This is a genomic window from Streptomyces sp. NPDC002206, assembly GCF_053593595.1.
Window position 1 is genome coordinate 73,983 of record NZ_JBSFCW010000017.1, and the last position, 13,799, is coordinate 87,781.

The window sequence follows — 13,799 nt, forward strand, 5'->3', positions numbered from 1 at the left end:
AAATGTTGCAGGGATGGAAAGCCTGTTCGACATCCCCTCGGCGGGGCTGATAGGACGCGGCCGGCCGATCTGCACAGCGCCGGCCGGACTGCTATTCGCTCGCCGTCATGTCTCCGATCTTAGGAGCGGAGCAGCCCATGAGTATGGTCCATTTCCATGGCGAAACCTTGGGCCACTCCGGGGTTCGACCTGCATGTCGAGCCGACCGGGCCGGGCCTGCGCAAAGGGCTGACGAAGGCGCTGCGGGAAGCGGTCCGCTCCGGGCGGCTGGCGCCCGGCACCCGGCTGCCCTCCTCCCGCACGCTCGCCGCCGACCTGGGCATCGCGCGCAACACGGTCGCCGAAGCGGCGGCGGATGGGCTCGCCGGTGGCGCGGTCCAGTACGGCGAGAACGGGCAGGCCGTGACGTCGCAGGATGCGGTGGGCGGTGGAGGCGGCGACGCCGGCACGGGCAGCCAGCCGCAGCGGGCCGATACGGTGTTTGCGCCGCAGACGGATGGCACGGCGTTTCCCTCACCCGCCCGCCGGCTGAACCGAGCCTCAGAAGCCGATGTCCCGTGCTTCGTAGCCCAACGGTCAGTAGGGACGGCACCAGTGCGTGGAGGTACCAGCCCACATCGGTGAAGTCGGACGAGCCGGACAGCCTCCGCCTGTTGATGGTCGGGATGAAACTGCAGGCTGTGCGGCGCGGGAAGAAGAGGAGCTGACCGCCCGTTTGTTGCAACTTGCCGGAAATCACGGAACGGACCGTCAAGTCGCCGCTACACCCTGTGTGATGTGAGTAAAAGAAGTACATCCTGTGACGAGATTCCTCCCGTGAAGATTTGAATGATCACAAGATGGTCACTAGGGTCGGGCCTCGAACCTTCGCGCGATTGATCACCCATTCGGGGTGGCAGTGAAGGAACCGCCGAGTCCGTGACGTGCACGGAGCCGGGGATTCACATCCCCTCATAGCCCGGTAGGCGGCTCAAGGAAGAAGGAGCCCGCCTTCGTGGCGTCCCACCGTCGTCCCAAGCAGCCGAGCCGTACCCGCGTGACCGTGCTCACCGCGACCGCCGCTGCGGCCGTTGCCCTGACCTCCCAGGCAGCCCACGCCGACCCCAAACCGACCAAGAGCGAGGTCAAGGCGAAGGTCGACAAGCTCTACCACGAGGCGGAGGAGGCCACCGAGCAGCACAGCCTGGCCAAGGAGAAGCAGGAGAAGCTCCAGAAGCAGATCGGCGCGCTCCAGGACAAGGTGGCCCGCGGTCAGCAGGAGCTCAACAACCTCCGCTTCGGCCTCGGTTCCCTCGCCGCCGCGCAGTACCGTTCCGGAGGCATCGACCCCTCCGTGCAGCTCTTCCTCGCCTCAGACCCGGACAGCTTCCTTGAACAGGCCTCCGCACTCGACCAGTTGACGGCCAAGCAGGCCGAATCGCTGGAGAAGATCCAGGAGAAGCAGCGGTCCCTCGCGCAGGAGCGCAAGGAGGCCCAGGACAAGCTGAGCGACCTCGCGGATGTCCGCAAGACGCTTGGCGAGAAGAAGAAGCAGCAGCAGGCGAAGCTCGCCGAGGCCCGCGAGGTGCTCAATACTCTCACCGTCGCCGAGCGCAACAAGATGCGCCAGGACGACCTGCGTGCCAGCCGCGCCGCCGGTGACCGGGTCGACCTCGGCAACGAGGTCCCCGCCTCCGCCCTCGGCGCCGCCGCCCTCCAGGCCGCCGACACCCGGGTGGGTAAGCCGTATGTCCGCTCCGCCACGGGTCCCGGCTCCTTCGACTGCTCGGGCCTGACCCAGTGGGCCTACGCCCAGGCCGGTGCCCAGATCACCCGCACCACGTACACCCAGATCAACGAGGGCACCCGGATCGCGCGCAGCCAGCTGAAGCCGGGCGACCTGGTCTTCTTCAACAACACCACGCACGTGGGCCTCTACGCAGGCAGCAACACCGTGCTGCACGCCCCGTACCCGGGCGCCTACGTCCGCTACGAGTCGATGAACACCATCGGCAGCTTCCAGGCCGCGGTGCGCATCTGATCACGCCCGACCGGGCGGATTCCCGCGCCGTACTGACTGTCCGTCTAAAGGATGAGGCGGCCTGAGAATAATGTCCGCCCCTGGCTCGATATCCCGATGGTTACTCGATGTCGACTCCGTGTGCGCGGGCGGTGCGCGGTCGAACGGACCAAGCCGAGAAGGCCGACGGTGCAGTCCCCAGCGGAGGATCACTCTTCGAAATCGACCGGCGCCCGCGCCCCTCGCCGACATGCCGCAGGAGAGCGAGCGCACACTCACTGAGCCGACGGAGACGTTCCAGTCGGTTTCTCCGGCTGAGTGGGGCTCGGCGTCAGCGGGCTGCTCACCGTCGGGGTCGGAGTGCTTGTGGGCGAGGGCGTCCTGGTGGTCGTGGGCTTCTCGGAAGGCCTGGGCTTCTTCGTGGGCGTCGGCTTCTCCGACGATGAGGACGACTTGTCCGTCGACGCCTTCTTGTCGTGGGCGGACATCTTCTCTGCCGACGGCGTTGCGGTGGCGGCGGCCGGGTCGGACGGGGGAGGCTGCGTCGCGCTCACTGTGCCGTGTGTCGATGAGGGCCGGGCCGTGGTCGAGGTGTGCGGCTTTCCCCTCCCCTCCTCCGTGATCGGGGGCGCCGCGGAGAGGCTCACGACCGCAGCGGCTGCGACCGCTGCCACAAGCGAGCCGGTGGCGACCCGCGACCGGAGTGAATGCAGGCTGCCGGGCTCCTTCTGCCGCACGGCACCCTGGCTGACGGCCGTCGCGGAGTGACCGGGGACACCCGCGGCAGGAGGGGTGAATTCGCCCGATGACGGCTGCCCGGCGCTCCACTGTTCCGCGGAGGCCAGGAACTCGACGGCTTCGGCAGCGGTCGGCCGCGCCTCGGGGTACTTCGCCAGCAATTGCATGACAAAGGCCGCGAACGCCTTGGGCAGATCTGAACGGTGCCGATTCGGGGAGTCGGGCACCACATCGACGTGCTGGTACAGCATCGCGGCGGGGGTTTCCGCCCGGAAAGGAGGGTGACCCAGCAGCAGTTCGTACAGTACACAGCCCAGTGCGTACATGTCCGCCGGAGGGCCGGCGGGTTGGCCCACGGCTCGTTCGGGCGCCAGATAGGCACTGGTGCCGATGATCTGGCCCTTCAGCGTCAGCCCGGCCGTGGACTCGTCTGTGAAGTGGGCGATCCCGAAATCGCCGACTTTCACCGTGCCGTCGGAAGCCAGCAGGAGATTTCCCGGCTTCACGTCCCGGTGCACCACCCCTTGCCCGTGTGCCGCGGCCAAGGCGTCAGCAACCTGCCCACCGATCCCGGCGACGCGCGCGGGCAACAACGGCCCGCGCGCGGCCAGCTCCTCGGCGAGGCTGCGACCGTCCAGAAACTCCGTCACCAGGTAGTGGCCTTCCAGGTCGGTGCCGGTGTCGTACACAGCGACCACGTGCGGGTGGCTGAGCTGCGCCGCGGTCCGGGCCTCCAGATGGAACCGGGCGATCGCCGCCTCGTCGGCTCTCTGGTTCAGGAGAAGCTTGACCGCCACCGGGCGACCCAGTACTTCGTCCACCCCCCGCCACACCTCGCCCATTCCCCCGCGGCCGAGCCTGGCGACGATCCGGTACCGACCAGCCACCAACACGGAGCACACTCCCTTCTGATCTTCTTGCGATCCGTATCCGGCGGCGGTCACAGAGCTGGCGGGCCGACGGAGGAGTCCACTGCTCCGCCCGGCGCGTAGGGCGGAGGCGGAGCCAGGACACCGGCGAGTCCGCCCGGCCGCCGACCAGCAGGACAGTGCGGCCCGGCGACCGGGACCCTCAGGGAAAGGGAAACCGTGGTGCGGGAGACGCCGGGGTCTCTTCGACCGGTGAGCGTCCGCGCCCTCGGACAGAGGCGGCGCGTTGTCTCAACCAATAGCTGCGGAATATCGGGCATCTACCTCGTGTGCCCGCTACAAGTCCCCCCACTCAGCCGCATGGCTCTCAGGTCTCCGTGCACCGACCGCCGAGCCCTGCGCCGAACCCCGGGCGCGCCGTCGGAAGGGGCCGACCAGTTCCTTCTTCTTCGTGTCCACGCTGATCACCGGGCCCCGCCGTTCTGGTGGTCCCGAGCTCGTTCGTTGAGGTAGTGGAACTGTGCGTCCCGGTCGGGGTGCTGCTTGCCCTCCAGGATCTTGGCGTTGCTCTGCAGGCTGAAGCCCTCCTGGCGCAGGATGTCGCCCACCGTATCCGCGGAGATTCTGTGGCCCTGGCGGGTTAGCTCCTCGGCGAGCTTCCGAGTGGATTTGGTGGTCCAGCGCAGCGGCGACATGGGGTCCCCGCGGACATCCGGCTCGACCAGGGCGAGCAGCGCAGCCCGTAGTGCAGGGTCCAGGTCGACGACGCGTTTGCGGCCACCCCCGGGCCGACGGACCGCCCCAACGGAGCCTCTTTGGCGTTGAGTTCCCGCACCCCGAGCGACACAGTGGCCGCACGGACACCGACGGCACGGGCGACCGCCCTGATCCCGCCGTGGCCGAGCGACCGGGCCTCCGCCCCTATCAACAGACGACGCTGCCGCTCATCCAAATGCGGCAGGGTCGCCCCGAACTGGGCTGACAACATGGCCCGTTGCCCTTCCAACCCACCCATGCCAGACCAACGAACCACCGAGCGGAAAGCCACGGGTTAAAGATCTGCACGCCCTAACCTAAGGGGAATCACTCCGATTGTGTGGCGTGAGCTGAAGGCAGCTCACCGTTCCACACGCGTACCCCCGGAGATCCTCAACACGCACAGTGGCGCAGCACGCTGGGGGACTGGCGTCAGGGCCGGGTCCGCGGGCAGGTGAGCTGCCGTACGCCCGGGCGCGCCCCCGCGGCGCAACACCAGGGCCGGCCCCTGCCGACCTTCGCCGACGACGCTGTGGGCCCCGAACTCAGTTGGGCCCCTGGCCCCCCAGCCCGTGCTGCTGGATCAGCCGTGAAATGTCCTTCGCGGTGACGATCCCCACCAGATGGCCCCCGTCCACGACGAGAATGCGCATGCCACTACCCGGGCGCAGCTTCTCGAGAGCCTCACTCAGAAGATCAGTCGAGGCGGAAACCGCGCACTGTGAGAGCGGCATTGCCACCTCGCGCACGCGTACGGCCTCCCGGCGCGCCTCCGGTATCCGGGCAAGCCTGCGTACCTCAACGATCCCACTGGGGCGGCCCTCGAAGTCGAGCAGCGGCACGGCGGAATGGCGGGAGTTCACTGCCACGTCGTCGATGAAATGCCGGATGGTCAGCCAGTCGGCGCCGGTGGTCACCGGGCTGGACATGGCATCGGCGACCTTGATGCCCCGCAGTGCTGTGCGGATCACGGCGCGCTGCCGTTCGGCGCCGGCGACGACCGTGATGAAGAGACCGACGAAGATGAGCCACAGCCCCCCCGGCACCCCGCGCAGGAAGGAGATCCAGCCGAAGGCCATCAGTAGCCCGCCCATGACCTGACCGCTTCGGGAGGCAGCCCGATCCGCACGGTCCCGGTCTCCGGTGCGCCACCACAACAGCGCCTGCACCGCCCTTCCGCCGTCGAGCGGCGCAGCGGGCAGTAGGTTGAACGCACTCAGGAACAGGTTCGCCCAGCCGAGCCACACCAGCACGGCGGCGGGCACCGCCCAGCCGGACATCGGATGCAGCCCGATTCCCGCTCCGAGCGCGGCGCCCCCGATGACCAGGCTGGTGAGTGGCCCGCTGATCGCCACCGCGAAAGCCACCGCGGCCGTCTGCGGTCTCCCCATCCGGGTCATCCCACCCAGCGCCCACAGCGTCACATCCTGTACCGCGATCTTCTTCCTGCGGGCAGTCGCAGCGTGCGCCGTTTCGTGGAGCAGGAGGCTGCCCATGAGCAGCACGGCCCCCACGGCACTGGCGAACGTGTACACCGCATCCGAGCGCCCTGGAGTCCATGCCGGAAGGGTCTGGTGGCCAAGACCGTACGCGAACAGGATCACCAGCAGCGGCACGCTCCAGTGCATCCGCAGTGGTACCCCGACAACTTGTCCGACACGGACCGATCCGTTCATCGTCGTCTCCTGTCGGCCCGGAACCCGGTCCAGCGGGCAGCATCTCGCGACCTGACGCCGTGAACCGACCAGTACCGGACCCACCCACAATTGTCGCTCTCAAGCTCCCGCCCACGACAGCCCTGGTCTGCCCACAGGCGCCGGAGCCGAGGTAGCTGAGGCTCAGGCAATCCCGAGACGCCACAATGACGTGACCTCGCCCGCACGGGCTCTGTGCAAGGGGTTCGACGGGTCCGTCGCACGCGGGTGCCGCGGCTTCGTGACCGTGCGGGACAGCACGCGCAGGACCGCCGCTGCGATCGCGTCCGGCAGTTCTGTACGGCTGCGCAGCCCTAGGCGTTCCGCGAGGTCGGAGAGGATCAGCCAGCCTTCGCCGCCCGGCTCCAGATGGTCCGCAAGTCCGTCGAGGAAGCGGCGCAGCATCCGGCTGTCCGGGTCGTACACCGCCTGGTCCAGCAGCGTGCGGGGGAGGTCCGGGAGCCAGGGTGGGTTGCAGACGATCAGGTGGGCGCGGCCTGCCGGGAAGAGATCGGCGTGCCGTACGTCGATCCTGTCGGCCAGGCCGAGGCGGGCGGCGTTGTCACGGGCGCAATCCACGGCGCGCGCCTCCTGGTCGGTGGCGACGATGCGGCGCACTCCACGACGGGCGAGGACGGCGGACAGCACTCCCGTACCCGTGCCGATGTCGAAGGCCGTGTCCCCCGCGGGCAGTTCGGTCTGGCTCGCTGCCTGCCCACGGCGTCAACGTCGTGCTGATCCGGCGGGATGGCCACGGGTTGCTAGAGCCAGTCGCGGCGTTTGAAAACTACGTACAGGCCGACGCAGACCACGGCCATCAGGGCGATGGCGAAGGGGTAACCGAGGACCCAGTGCAGCTCGGGCATGTGGTCGAAGTTCATGCCGTAGACGGTGCCGATGAGGGTGGGCGCGAAGAGAATGGCCGCCCAGGCGGAGACCTTCTTGATCTCGTCGTTCTGTGCGTGGCCGGCCTCGGCCAGCTGCTTCATCTCCTCGTTCTGGGCCTGATTGACCAGAGTGGCGTTGACGGTGAGGATGTCGCCGAGCATCTCGCGGAAGCTGTCCACGCGCTCGACCACGGTGGTGTCGTGGTCGGCGACGTCACGCAGGTAGCGCTGAAGCTCCTCGTCCGTGCCGTACTTCTCGAAACCGGCCTCGAGCCCGCGCATGATGGTCAGGAGCGGCCGGGTGGCGCGCTGGAACTCGACAACTTCGCGGGAGAGTTCGTAGATACGGCGGGAGACCTTCGGGTCGCCGCCGAACACCTCGGTCTCGATCTCGTCGATGTCGTGTTGGAGGCCGGCCACCACGGGCGCGTAACCGTCGACCACCGCGTCCAGGATTGCGTACAGCACCGCCTCGGGGCCCAGCGCCAGCAGCTCGGGGTCGCCCTCCAGTCGCTTGCGGACAATGGCCAGGTCGGGTGCCTGGCTGTGCCGTACGGTGAGGACGAATCCGGGGCCGACGAACAGATGGAGTTCCCCGAAGTCCACCTCCTCGGCCTCGTCCATGTACCGGGCCGAGCGCAGTACGACGAAAAGTGTGTCCCCGTAGCGCTCCAGTTTCGGCCGCTGGTGGGCCACGATGGCGTCCTCGACGGCCAGCTCGTGCAGCCCGAACTGCTCCGCCGCCTCCCACAGCTGCGCGGGGGAAGGGCGATACAGCCCGATCCAGGCCATGGTGCCCGGCTCTCCCGGAAGCCGCTCGTAGATCTCCTCCAGCGTCGAGGGCGTCGCGATCCGCCGCCCGTCACGGTAGATCGCCGCGTCCACCACGCTGCGGGCCAGAGACGCGGGGGGCTCTTCCTGCTCCGCCCGTGGATCCATCGAATGCTCGGGGGCCGGGTCCGGCCCGTGTCCGCCCGGGCTCAGCGGCCACTTACCCGCTCGGGCCGCACGCGATCGCCAATCGGACATGACAGAAACCTCCAGAAGGAAATCCACTTGAGTTGGGTCCATGTGGCGGCCCCGAATCAGGTGGTACCTGGCCGGGCGAGGTCTCTTGCAAACCGGCCCTCGGCACAAAACAGCCTATGGGTGGCCGCGACACCTGTCGTGTCGCGGCCGGTATGGCGCCGCTGAGCCCCAGTGGCTCGACCTGCCCGGCGCTACTGTGGGACATGCCGGTTATACGTGACGGTGGAGGAGATGGCAGGCATGTCGACCTCAAGCCACGCGATGTTCGGCGCTCCATGTTGGGTCAGCCTCATGACCCATGATCTCGAAGCGGCGCAGCAGTTCTACGGTTCTGTCCTCGACTGGACGTTCCGCCGCGCTCGGCTCGGGGATGCCTGCTCCGTCGGTCTTCACGAGGGGATTCCGGTCGCCGGCATCGGCGCGCTTGCACGGGATCTCGCTGTGGCCGTGGCGTGGACGCCGTACTTTGCCGTTGACGACGCCGACGTGACCACAGCACGGATCCGCGAGCGCTGCGCCACGCTGGCCGTCGGCCCCCTCTCCTTCGGCACCGGCCGGGCGGCACTGGCCGCGGACCGTGACGGCGCAGTCTTCGGGATCTGGGAGGGAGAGGTCATCCCGGACTGGGGGGTGGGTCGCAAAGGGGCCCCCGCTTGGCTCGAACTGCGTACCAGAGATGCCTTCGATGCCGCCATCTTCTACGGCGAGGTCCTCGACTGGGGCGGCGAGCGCCCGGGCTGCTGCCAAGTCGCCTACGAAAACGATCACGTCGTGCTCCGTCACGGCGAAGACACGGTGGCGCGGCTCAGCGGCGGAGCCGTGGAGGCCGCTCCCGACCCGCAGGTCCGACCGCGCTGGCACGTCCATTTCCGGGTGCCTGACATCGAGGCTGCCGTTCACACGGCCACCGGCCTCGGAGGCAGCAGCGTCTCTCCCGTGGAGCAATCCGAGACCGACCACTGGATCACGTTGCGTGATCCGGAGGGTGGACTGTTCACCGTCACCTCGCCCCGGCTCGGGGACTGAGCCCTCCGGAGGCGGGATCACCGAGCATCCGCCGACACCCGGCCGAGGCCCCGCCCCCGACGGTCCGAGAGCGGACGACACGCAGGCACTTCGACCGGTTCGGAGCCGTCCCTGTTCGGAGCCCTCCCTGGCGGACGGCTGTTCCGTACCGTTGTTGCGGTCAGTCGCCAGTGCGTCACAGGCGGTCGGCGTCGGGCGGCATCTCCTCGACGACCTTGGCCAGTCGCCCGAGCATGGTGCGGTGCCGGATCTGTAGGAGGGCGTCGAGCGCGGCGTTGTGGAACTGCCCTCCCGGTCCGCGCAAAGGGTGTTCGTCGACAATCACGAGAGTGTTGTCGCCCCAGGCCCGGATGTCGAAGGCGATTCGTGCGGTGCCGAGCGGACCGTTGTCCGCCTCGAGCTCGAGTGCACGGGGCCGATCGATGCGACGGACGGTGGTGTGGCCCTGGAACTCCTTGGGGCCCAGACGCACCGTGAAGTCGATCGAAGATCCGACCTCGGGCCATCGGCCTTCCCCCGGGCCGGTTTCGTGCGTGCCGACGACCCAGTCGCCGTAACGGGTTTCGTCCTCGAGGAGAGACCACACCACACCTGGCTTACGGAGGATGAGCCTGTGCCGTACGGCCATGATCGCCTCCTGCGCATTCGGCTCCGCTGTCGAGGTTCTTCGATTGCTCGGCCCGTCGGCAGCCGGTGCACTGCGCCGATTGCCGACGGGCCCAGGACGAACCCTGCCTGTGGGGGTGGGATCCGGTCTGCGAACGCGAAAACTCTTCTCAGCTCCCTTGCGAAAATTCTCCCATTCATGACGAAGGTGGGCACATCGGGTCGATGTCGCATAGCTCTGAGTGCGCACGAGAGTCGCCTCCAATGTTCGAATGAATGTGCGAGGAAAATTTGTCCTCCTACAGGTCCTTCATCGGAAGTGCACACACTCGGCGGAGCGCCTCCCGGCCCCTCGTAACGACGGGGTTGGCGGCCCGGAAGTGTGGCCGCCGCAGCTCGGGGTAGTCGGCCGGTCAGGCCAACGGCCCGTCCAGAGTTGTCGAGCGGAAGGATCGTCCATGTTGATGGCTCACCCGGCCGTACTGCGGAACTTGATCGAGCAGTACGAGACTCTGATGGTGCTGGAGGCAGGGAGCGGCGCCCGTGACGCCCGGCAGCGGATAGGCGATGTGGCATACACGCTGTGTGTGGCCACGGGCACGGGGGACATCGACAGTGCGCTGGTGGCCGCCCGTTATCAATTGCCGGGGGCCCGTCCTCAGGATGACTCCCTGCTAGCGGCCGGACCTGTGAACCTGCCATCAGGCGCAATCACAGGCATCCAGAGATGACTGGAGTGGTCCGTGAGGACGGCCTAACCGGTCAGTGGTGGGTGTCCCCACCCGGACTACGAGCCAACGCCGAGGGGCACGCCCCTGAGCGAGACGACGCCTTCTCAGGCCGAAGGCGAAGAGCGGAACACGAAGAAGATGAGCCCGGGGTTCGAAGGGGCATAGGCGACGCCGAAACGATGCATGAGGCGCTGCGTACGAACGCGTCCCAGGCGTAGGGAGCCCGGAAGGAAGGCCGAATGCACCCGGCGACCAACGCGCAGCACATCTCCGGCCGGTCAGAGGCGCCGCACTGCCATCTCGACCGCCGGGCCATGGCGCGTGAAAATCTCACAGGGAGATTCCTTCATGGCTTCCGAGTCTGCAGAAACAGCAGAATCCCCCTGCCCCTTTGTGATCACGCTGCCCGGCGTCTACGCGCCGCAGTACGACACGCGGCTGCTGATGGTTGCCCTGGACCGGGAACACGTCGCAGCGGGTGCGGATGTGCTGGACCTCGGAACGGGGAGCGGTGCTCTGGCCGTGCGCGCCGCTCAGCTCGGTGGACGGGTGACCGCCGTGGACATCGCGCGCTGTGCCGTGGCGACCACGCGGCTCAACGCGCTGTTGCACCGCCAGCGCATCACTGTTCGCCACAGCGATCTGGCCTCTGCCATGCAGGACCGCCGCTATGACCTCATTCTTTGCAACCCGCCGTACGTCCTGTCGGCGTACGGACTTTCCTCCCCAGTTGCGTACGGACCAACATCCCCAGCTCTGTCCGCGGGCGGCCGCCCGACTATTCCTGGTGTCCGAACTCGGACTTCCCGGCCGTGTCAGTAGCAGCCCGTAGGGTGAGTGCAATGTCTCGAAGGAGGGGGTCCCGTGGGGTTCTCGGGTCACCTGGTCTTTGCTCGAAGCGAGCGTCCGCTGCTGGAAGCACCCATGTTCGACGACATCAATCGGGAGCTGAAGGACACTGTGCAGTCGTGGTGGCCGCGACCGGGCGGCTGGCAGACCCTCCAGTTCGGTCACGGGCTGTGGAAGGACGACTACCTGGTCGCCTTGGTCGAATGGACCGGTGGGCCAGCCTGTGTTGCCGACGTCTCTGACAGCGACATCGCCCTCATCACCGGGCTGGGAACGAATGGTGAGCGTTGGCAGGCGTGGCTCAACCTGGACAACGCGGCAGCACTCCTCACCGAGGAGCCCGAGGAAGTGGACGACGTGAGCCTGTGGATGGGCACACCCGAGTTCGACGAGGCCGTGAGCCGCAAGCGCGCGGAGCTCGAAGTAGAAGTTCCAGCCGATGCTGGGGGATCCCTCGCCTGGGCCGTAGCGGCCGGCATGCCAGTGGCGGTAGCGCAACAGCCCCGGATCGAGGAAATGCTGCGCTCGCGGGAAACCTTCGTGGAGGATCTCTTCAGCACGCTCCTCGACGAGTTGGGCTTCCCCAAGACCACCGAGCCCTCGCCAGAGCCAGAAGGCACCGCTTCCAGTCTCTGACGCTCAGGACAGTCGCGGGACTCGCAGTGTCTTGAGTGCTCTTGACATCGAACCCAGTCGCCGCTGGTCAGCCTTTCTTGTCGACTAGGTTCAACATCTCAGGACAACCGACGCTCAGTGGGCTTATTCGACGACGCGGACCCTGCGGCCGACCGCCCGAGGATGGGTGGCCAGCAGCGCCTCGCCGCTGGCCCCGCGACGGTGGAATGCAGCATGACCTGCGACTTCGTGGCCCGGATCTCCACCAGCTGACGCGGTCGGACCTTGCGGGCAGGCACCGAGTAGAGGTTGCCGCCGCAGGCGACCAGGCAGTCTTTGTCGACCGGACGCAGGTTCCGTTCGGCCACCAGATACGGAGTCGGCGGTAGCGGCGGCGGCCTGAGGGCCATGTGGTCGCGAGCCGCCCGCCCTCCGAACTCCGAGGGTCGACCGCTACAGCCAGATCGCGGTCCGCACGAACCGCTACTCGGTCCCGGCCGGCTGATCGGCAAGTGGGTCCGGGTTGTGCTGCACGCTTCCCACCTGGTGGTTTACGACCGGAACATGGAAGTGGCACGGCATGAGCGTCTGATCGCGAAGGGTGGCTGCCGCCTGGATCTGGACCAATACCTGGAGGCTCTGATCCGCAAGTCGGGGGCCTTCCCCGGCGCTACCGCACTTGAACAGGCCCGCTCCGCCGGCAAGTTCACCCCGGTCCATGACGCCTGGTGGGCAGCGGCGGTCAAGGCCCACGGAGACACTGCCGGCACCAGGGCCTTGATCGAGGTGCTGCTGCTGGCCCGCTACGTCTCGCACGAGCACCTGGTCGCCGGCCTCGCAATGGCTCTGCGGGCCGGGGCACTGACCGCGGACGCGGTCGCCCTCGAGGCCCGCAAGGTCGCCCAGGCCGAGGACGAACCCGCCGGGCACCCTTCGCCCGCCGGCTCCGCCGGTGAGGCGAAGGTGACGTTTCTGCACGAGTGGCGGCTCGCGCATCTTCCCCCGGACACCAGGCCGCTGCCCTCGGTGACCCACTACGACCAGTTGCTCCCACGCCGTCGCGCCAGCGGCGGTGAATACCGCGAGGGAGAAGCACAGTGACCCTGCCCAGCCAGCGCGGATTGACCAAGCGGGCCGCGAACACGGCCATCGACACCGCCTGCCACCTGCTGCGCCTCCCCTCGATCAGAAACGAGTTCGCCGACATCGCCGATCGGGCGATGAAGGACCAGAAGACCTATCGCGGCTTCCTCGCCGAGCTGCTGATGGCCGAGTACGACGACCGGTCCCGGCGCCGTTCGGAACGGCGGATCAAGGCGGCTGGCTTCCCCCGGGACAAGTCGTTGCGGACCTTCGACTTCGACGCGAATCCGAACATCGACGCGGCCACCATCCACACTCTCGCCAGCTGTGAATGGATCAAGAAGAGTCAGCCGCTCTGCCTGATCGGCGGCTCCGGGACAGGCAAGTCCCACATGCTGATCGCGCTGGGAACCGAGGCGGCGATGGCCGGCTACCGGGTCAAGTATGTGCTGGCGACGAAGCTGGCCAACGAGTTCGTCGAGGCCGCCGACGAGAAGCAGCTCTCCAAGACGATCGCCCGCTACGGCCGTGTCGACCTGCTCTGCATTGATGAGCTCGGCTACATGGAACTCGACCGCCGCGGCGCAGAACTCCTCTTTCAAGTCCTGACCGAACGCGAGGAGAAGACAGCGTCGCCATCGCCTCCAACGAGTCGTTCGGCGGCTGGGCCAAGACGTTCACCGATCCCCGCCTCTGCGCGGCCATCGTCGACCGTCTCACCTTCAACGGCACCATCATCGAGACCGGAACGGATTCCTACCGTCTCGCCAGCACCCGAGCACGCGCCGAGCAGGCTGCAGCCAGCTGACTGGAGCCCCCTGCTGGTCCGCTGCCCCAAGGGTGATAGCGGCCAGTTGATGGGGAGTCAACTGGCCGCGATTGTCACTGGTTGTAATGGCACAATCGGCCCGGCCGAT

Annotated in this window: 11 protein-coding genes and 5 pseudogenes; 8 read left to right on the top strand and 8 right to left on the bottom strand. The window is 67.7% G+C overall.

The window, feature by feature from the left end; all coding sequences use genetic code 11:
- Positions 1 to 156 precede the first annotated feature (156 nt).
- A pseudogene (locus ACWCP8_RS26700) lies at positions 157 to 367 on the top strand (GntR family transcriptional regulator); the annotation flags it as partial.
- Here the strand turns inward: ACWCP8_RS26700 and ACWCP8_RS26705 are convergent.
- Positions 271 to 510, bottom strand: a pseudogene (locus ACWCP8_RS26705) (IS481 family transposase); the annotation flags it as partial. The pseudogenes ACWCP8_RS26700 and ACWCP8_RS26705 overlap by 97 nt on opposite strands.
- A 484-nt stretch (positions 511 to 994) precedes the next feature.
- Here ACWCP8_RS26705 and ACWCP8_RS26710 point away from each other — a divergent pair.
- Complete coding sequence (locus ACWCP8_RS26710; RefSeq protein ID WP_352269332.1) at positions 995 to 2,020, top strand: C40 family peptidase; 1,026 nt, start codon at positions 995 to 997, stop codon at positions 2,018 to 2,020.
- 254 nt (positions 2,021 to 2,274) lie between these two features.
- On the opposite strand, the gene ACWCP8_RS26715 is transcribed toward ACWCP8_RS26710, so the two are convergent.
- The 5 genes and pseudogenes from ACWCP8_RS26715 to ACWCP8_RS26735 form a co-directional block, all read right to left on the bottom strand.
- On the bottom strand, positions 2,275 to 3,630 hold the full coding sequence (locus tag ACWCP8_RS26715; protein ID WP_451118570.1) for a serine/threonine-protein kinase: 1,356 nt from the start codon (positions 3,628 to 3,630) through the stop codon (positions 2,275 to 2,277).
- A 384-nt stretch (positions 3,631 to 4,014) separates the two neighbouring features.
- Positions 4,015 to 4,621 (bottom strand): annotated as a pseudogene (locus ACWCP8_RS26720) (ISAzo13 family transposase); the annotation flags it as partial.
- Between the two features lie 286 nt (positions 4,622 to 4,907).
- On the bottom strand, positions 4,908 to 6,038 hold the full coding sequence (locus tag ACWCP8_RS26725; RefSeq protein WP_352269330.1) for a site-2 protease family protein: 1,131 nt from the start codon (positions 6,036 to 6,038) through the stop codon (positions 4,908 to 4,910).
- Positions 6,039 to 6,200: 162 nt separating this feature from the next.
- Positions 6,201 to 6,740: pseudogene (locus ACWCP8_RS26730) on the bottom strand (methyltransferase); the annotation flags it as partial.
- A gap of 77 nt (positions 6,741 to 6,817) precedes the next feature.
- Positions 6,818 to 7,972, bottom strand: coding sequence for a magnesium and cobalt transport protein CorA (locus ACWCP8_RS26735; RefSeq protein WP_329157625.1), 1,155 nt, complete (start codon positions 7,970 to 7,972; stop codon positions 6,818 to 6,820).
- Positions 7,973 to 8,212: 240 nt separating this feature from the next.
- Between ACWCP8_RS26735 and ACWCP8_RS26740 the strand changes: the two genes are divergently transcribed.
- Complete coding sequence (locus ACWCP8_RS26740; RefSeq protein ID WP_352269328.1) at positions 8,213 to 8,998, top strand: VOC family protein; 786 nt, start codon at positions 8,213 to 8,215, stop codon at positions 8,996 to 8,998.
- Positions 8,999 to 9,173: 175 nt separating this feature from the next.
- On the opposite strand, the gene ACWCP8_RS26745 is transcribed toward ACWCP8_RS26740, so the two are convergent.
- On the bottom strand, positions 9,174 to 9,626 hold the full coding sequence (locus ACWCP8_RS26745) for an SRPBCC family protein (protein ID WP_352269327.1): 453 nt from the start codon (positions 9,624 to 9,626) through the stop codon (positions 9,174 to 9,176).
- Positions 9,627 to 10,062: 436 nt separating this feature from the next.
- On the opposite strand from ACWCP8_RS26745, the gene ACWCP8_RS26750 reads away from it, so the two are divergent.
- The 3 genes from ACWCP8_RS26750 to ACWCP8_RS26760 all read left to right on the top strand — a co-directional run bounded on the left by ACWCP8_RS26750 (position 10,063) and on the right by ACWCP8_RS26760 (position 11,820).
- A complete protein-coding gene (locus ACWCP8_RS26750) occupies positions 10,063 to 10,335 on the top strand; it encodes a DUF5133 domain-containing protein (protein WP_352269326.1) in 273 nt (90 codons plus the stop codon).
- A 393-nt stretch (positions 10,336 to 10,728) separates the two neighbouring features.
- Positions 10,729 to 11,157: a methyltransferase gene (locus tag ACWCP8_RS26755; protein ID WP_451118573.1), complete on the top strand. Its 429-nt coding sequence runs from the start codon at positions 10,729 to 10,731 to the stop codon at positions 11,155 to 11,157.
- A 42-nt stretch (positions 11,158 to 11,199) separates the two neighbouring features.
- The gene (locus ACWCP8_RS26760) at positions 11,200 to 11,820 is read left to right on the top strand and encodes a hypothetical protein (protein WP_451118575.1); all 621 of its coding nucleotides are present in this window, start codon (positions 11,200 to 11,202) and stop codon (positions 11,818 to 11,820) included.
- A gap of 98 nt (positions 11,821 to 11,918) precedes the next feature.
- Here ACWCP8_RS26760 and ACWCP8_RS26765 read toward each other — a convergent pair whose 3' ends face one another.
- Positions 11,919 to 12,209 (bottom strand): Mu transposase domain-containing protein, encoded by a 291-nt coding sequence (locus ACWCP8_RS26765; protein WP_451118577.1) that lies wholly within the window; start codon positions 12,207 to 12,209, stop codon positions 11,919 to 11,921.
- Between the two features lie 154 nt (positions 12,210 to 12,363).
- Between ACWCP8_RS26765 and ACWCP8_RS26770 the strand changes: the two genes are divergently transcribed.
- Together ACWCP8_RS26770 and istB are read left to right on the top strand one after the other, a co-directional pair.
- Positions 12,364 to 12,900, top strand: coding sequence for a hypothetical protein (locus tag ACWCP8_RS26770; protein WP_451118579.1), 537 nt, complete (start codon positions 12,364 to 12,366; stop codon positions 12,898 to 12,900).
- Positions 12,897 to 13,690: pseudogene (gene istB / locus ACWCP8_RS26775) on the top strand (IS21-like element helper ATPase IstB). The gene ACWCP8_RS26770 and the pseudogene istB overlap by 4 nt, the downstream one beginning before the upstream one ends.
- The last annotated feature ends 109 nt before the right edge of the window (positions 13,691 to 13,799 follow it).

What these genes read in the sequence shown, in the direction of transcription:
- ACWCP8_RS26740 (WP_352269328.1), top strand. Translation starts at nt 8,213, where the DNA reads ATGTCGACCTCAAGCCACGCGATGTTCGGCGCTCCATGTTGGGTCAGC.
- ACWCP8_RS26745 (WP_352269327.1), bottom strand. Translation starts at nt 9,626, where the DNA reads ATGGCCGTACGGCACAGGCTCATCCTCCGTAAGCCAGGTGTGGTGTGG.
- ACWCP8_RS26750 (WP_352269326.1), top strand. Translation starts at nt 10,063, where the DNA reads ATGTTGATGGCTCACCCGGCCGTACTGCGGAACTTGATCGAGCAGTAC.
- ACWCP8_RS26765 (WP_451118577.1), bottom strand. Translation starts at nt 12,209, where the DNA reads ATGGCCCTCAGGCCGCCGCCGCTACCGCCGACTCCGTATCTGGTGGCC.
- ACWCP8_RS26725 (WP_352269330.1), bottom strand. Translation starts at nt 6,038, where the DNA reads ATGAACGGATCGGTCCGTGTCGGACAAGTTGTCGGGGTACCACTGCGG.
- ACWCP8_RS26770 (WP_451118579.1), top strand. Translation starts at nt 12,364, where the DNA reads ATGGAAGTGGCACGGCATGAGCGTCTGATCGCGAAGGGTGGCTGCCGC.
- ACWCP8_RS26735 (WP_329157625.1), bottom strand. Translation starts at nt 7,972, where the DNA reads ATGTCCGATTGGCGATCGCGTGCGGCCCGAGCGGGTAAGTGGCCGCTG.